The organism is Calditrichota bacterium, assembly GCA_016867835.1.
Classification (GTDB): domain Bacteria; phylum Electryoneota; class AABM5-125-24; order Hatepunaeales; family Hatepunaeaceae; genus VGIQ01.
Genome location: VGIQ01000170.1, coordinates 1 through 3422, shown reverse-complemented (window position 1 = coordinate 3422; position 3422 = coordinate 1). Strand labels below are relative to the sequence as shown.

Annotated in this window: 4 protein-coding genes; 1 reads left to right on the top strand and 3 read right to left on the bottom strand. The window is 58.0% G+C overall.

Annotated elements, in window-relative coordinates:
* Window positions 1-970: flagellar biosynthesis protein FlhB (gene flhB, locus FJY67_11630; GenBank protein ID MBM3330099.1), on the top strand; the 970-nt coding region annotated here is incomplete at its 5' end.
* A 27-nt stretch (window positions 971-997) separates the two neighbouring features.
* Here the strand turns inward: flhB and FJY67_11625 are convergent.
* From FJY67_11625 to FJY67_11615, 3 genes are all read right to left on the bottom strand, one after another.
* The gene (locus FJY67_11625; GenBank protein MBM3330098.1) at window positions 998-1999 is read right to left on the bottom strand and encodes an inorganic phosphate transporter; all 1002 of its coding nucleotides are present in this window, start codon (window positions 1997-1999) and stop codon (window positions 998-1000) included.
* A gap of 18 nt (window positions 2000-2017) precedes the next feature.
* Window positions 2018-2662 carry a DUF47 domain-containing protein gene (locus tag FJY67_11620; GenBank protein MBM3330097.1) on the bottom strand — a complete coding sequence of 215 codons (645 nt, stop codon included), beginning with the start codon at window positions 2660-2662 and terminating at the stop codon, window positions 2018-2020.
* Window positions 2663-2805: 143 nt separating this feature from the next.
* Entirely contained in the window at window positions 2806-3153 is a 348-nt protein-coding gene (locus FJY67_11615; protein MBM3330096.1) for a hypothetical protein, read from the bottom strand.
* Window positions 3154-3422 lie beyond the last annotated feature (269 nt).

Here is a 3422-nt window from a genome sequence, read left to right as displayed (position 1 = left end):
GGACGTCTCGACCGGCGTAGTGCTTGCAGCCGGGATTATTGGGCTGATGTTCCTCGGAGCGGGAATGGCATCGCAGATACGGGAGTCGCTGGCACGGGTGCTGCTCGAAATCCCGGTCGTCGATATCAACAGCGACAACCTGCCGGCGCTCTTTGCCCGGTGGTCGATCTTCTTCATCAAACTTATCTCGCCGTTTCTGATTCTCGTAATGGCGGCGGGGCTGCTGGCGGGCTTTGCCCAGACTGGCTTCCTCTTCACCGTCAAGCCGCTGGTGCCGAAACTGTCGCGCCTTAGCCCGCTCTCGAATCTGAAGAACAAGTTTTCGTCACGAGCGCTGGTCGAACTTGCCAAGGGCATCCTGAAAGTCGGCATCGTTGGGCTGGTGGGCTATCTGACCGTGCGGGCGGAGATGCTCGGACTGGTGCAACTGATGGATCAGGAAACGCCGCTCCTGGTGGCGGCAATAGCGGCGCTCACGCTCAAGTTGGCGTTCCGGTTGATGATCGCGTTTGTGGTGATAGCGGTGCTCGACTTGCTCTATCAGAACTGGAAGCAGAAGCGGGACCTTAGGATGAGCAAGCAGGAGGTGAAGGATGAGCACCGGCAGTCCGAGGGCGATCCGCATATTAAGGGGCGCATCCGGCAGTTGCAACTCAAGGCGTCGCTCAACCGGATGATCCGCAATATCCCGAAAGCCGACGTGGTCGTTACGAACCCGGTGCATGTGGCAGTCGCGCTCAAGTATGATCCGCTGACGATGCACGCGCCTCAGGTGGTCGCCAAGGGGAAGCGGAAGATGGCATTAAGGATAAAGGAGATCGCCCGGGAGCACGGGGTGCCGATCATCGAGGAGCCGGAACTTGCGCGGGCGCTCTACCGGACGACGGAGATTGGGATGGAGATCCCTTACGACCTCTATCAGGCGGTCGCAGAGATCATCGCGCTGGTCTATAAGTTGAAGGCGGTGTAGGGGGGGTATCCCCACCCTCACCGGCCGTTACTGTCCAATAAGTTGGTGAATCCCGTTCACCAGGGCATAGGTAACCGCACCCACCGCGGCCGATGCCGGGATCGTCAGGATCCAGGCGATTACGATGTTCCCGGCCAGCCCCCACCGCACCGCCGACGCCCGTTTCGTCGCCCCCACTCCCATGATCGCCCCGCTGATCGTGTGCGTCGTGCTCACCGCAATCCCCCCGAATGCTGTGATAAGCAACGTCACCGCACCGGCTGTTTCGGCGCAGAACCCCATCGATGGCTTCAGTTTGGTGATCCTCTGCCCCATCGTCTTCACGATCCGCCAGCCGCCGAAGAGCGTCCCCAATGCGATGGCAAAGTGCGAGATCAGGATTACCCAATAGGGAACGTCGAAGGTGTCCAGAATGCCTGCCGTAACGAGTAATCCGGTGATGATCCCCATCGTCTTTTGAGCGTCATTGGTGCCGTGACCAAGGCTGTAAGCCGCAGCCGAGACCAGTTGGAAACTTCGAAAACCCTTGTTGACGGTCGTTGCATTGCGGTGGCGAAAGATCCAGATCACGCTCACCATCAGGATGAATCCGATGGTCATCCCCAACACCGGCGCAATGACGATAAAGGTGAGCGTCTTTATCCAGCCTGAAGCAACGATTGCCCCAAACCCCGCCTTCATCACCGCGGCTCCGGCATAACCTCCCATCAAGGCATGCGACGACGACGACGGTATGCCGTAATACCAGGTCAGGAGATTCCAAGTGATCGCGCCGACCAGCCCGGCCATGATCACCCACTCATCGACCGCATCGAGCGCCACCATACCTTTGCCGACCGTTTTGGCGACGTGGACATCGAAGAGAAACGCCGCCACCAGATTGAAGAACGCCGCCCATATCACCGCCACCCGAGGCGTCAGCACCCGCGTCGAGACGATCGTCGCGATCGAATTGGCCGAATCGTGAAACCCGTTCAGAAAGTCGAAGATCAGCGCGATCAAAATGATCGTAACGACCAGTGTCAACACCTTGAGTCGCCTCCCGGGTCAGGCATGCTTAAGCATTATGGTATCGAGCACGTCGGCAACGTCCTCACACTTGTCGGTCGCCGTCTCGAGCATCACCAGCACCTCCTTCATCTTGATAACCGCGATAGGATCCATCTCATTTTCAAACAGATCCGCTACCGACCGCGCAAAGATGACGTCGGCTTCGTTTTCGTATTCGTTCACCTTGCGGATGATCTCCCGCAGCCGGTCGGGTTGCTTGAAGCCCTTGAGTAAAGCGATTCCCTGGGCTAACTCACGAGCCGCTTGATCGAGCGTCCCAGCCAATTCACCTACCCCCGACGGACAGACGCCGATCTTGTAGAGAGCGAATCTTCGGGAAGCGCCGTCGATGTTATCGAGGATGTCATCGAGCGCGGATGCCAACAGGTGAATGTCTTCGGGGTCGAACGGCGTTACGAAGGTGCGGCTCAGTTCATTGAATATGGTGTGCGTAACACTGTCGCCTGCATGTTCTAAGTCGTTGATCTGCTGAACGATTGTCACCCGGGCTTCGGGCGATGCCGCCGGCAGTTGCGTCAGCAGCGCCGAGGCAGCCTGAATATTGCGGGCGGCGTCGTTGAAGAGAGCATAGAAATGCTCGTCATGGGGCATAATCGTCTGGATGATCTTGTCGAGTCGCACGGGACGTTCCTGGCAGGATTTATGATCTGACGAGTCGGGATGTGACGCGAAGGCAACCTAATATAGGATTAGCGATAGGTTATTCCAACCGGGCGAGGGGGGATAACGGGCGGAAGCGAAACTTGCACCTCGAGTGCAGCGGCTTAGTCCTGAGGCCCGGCCGCTTTCGCCTTTGCCTCCGCTTTGGCGCGCTTTCGCTCAGCGCGAGACTTTGCCTCTTCCTCGAGAATCAGGTTCTCCTTCGCTTCGATCAAATCGACAAGGTAGCCTATCGACTCGCGGTGCTCCAGAATGCGCCGAAACTCGTCCCACTCCGGCATTCCAAAGAAGCCGCGCACTACCGGCGCGAAGAAGACCATCACCTGACTGCCGACGTAGTTGAGCGGTCGCACCGACTCGAGGAACAGTATCGCCGGCGTCGCCATTCGAAGTTCGACGATCCGGCTTGCCAGCCGCTCGACCAACGCCTGCTCGCGGTCGGTGAGTAGCATTTTGAACTCTGAACATTGGACTTGGGGTGGTGTCAGGTGTCTTCACCTGACACAGACCATCGGGTGAGGACACCCGACGGCACAATGACTAGTTGTGGTGTCAGGTGTCTTCACCTGACACAGACCATCGGGTGAGGACACCCGACGGCACAATGACTAGTTGTGGTGTCAGGTGTCTTCACCTGACACAGACCATCGGGTGAGGACACCCGACGGCACAATAATCTTGGATATTGGATTTTGGATTTGGGATTTTGGAACGCGCAGGC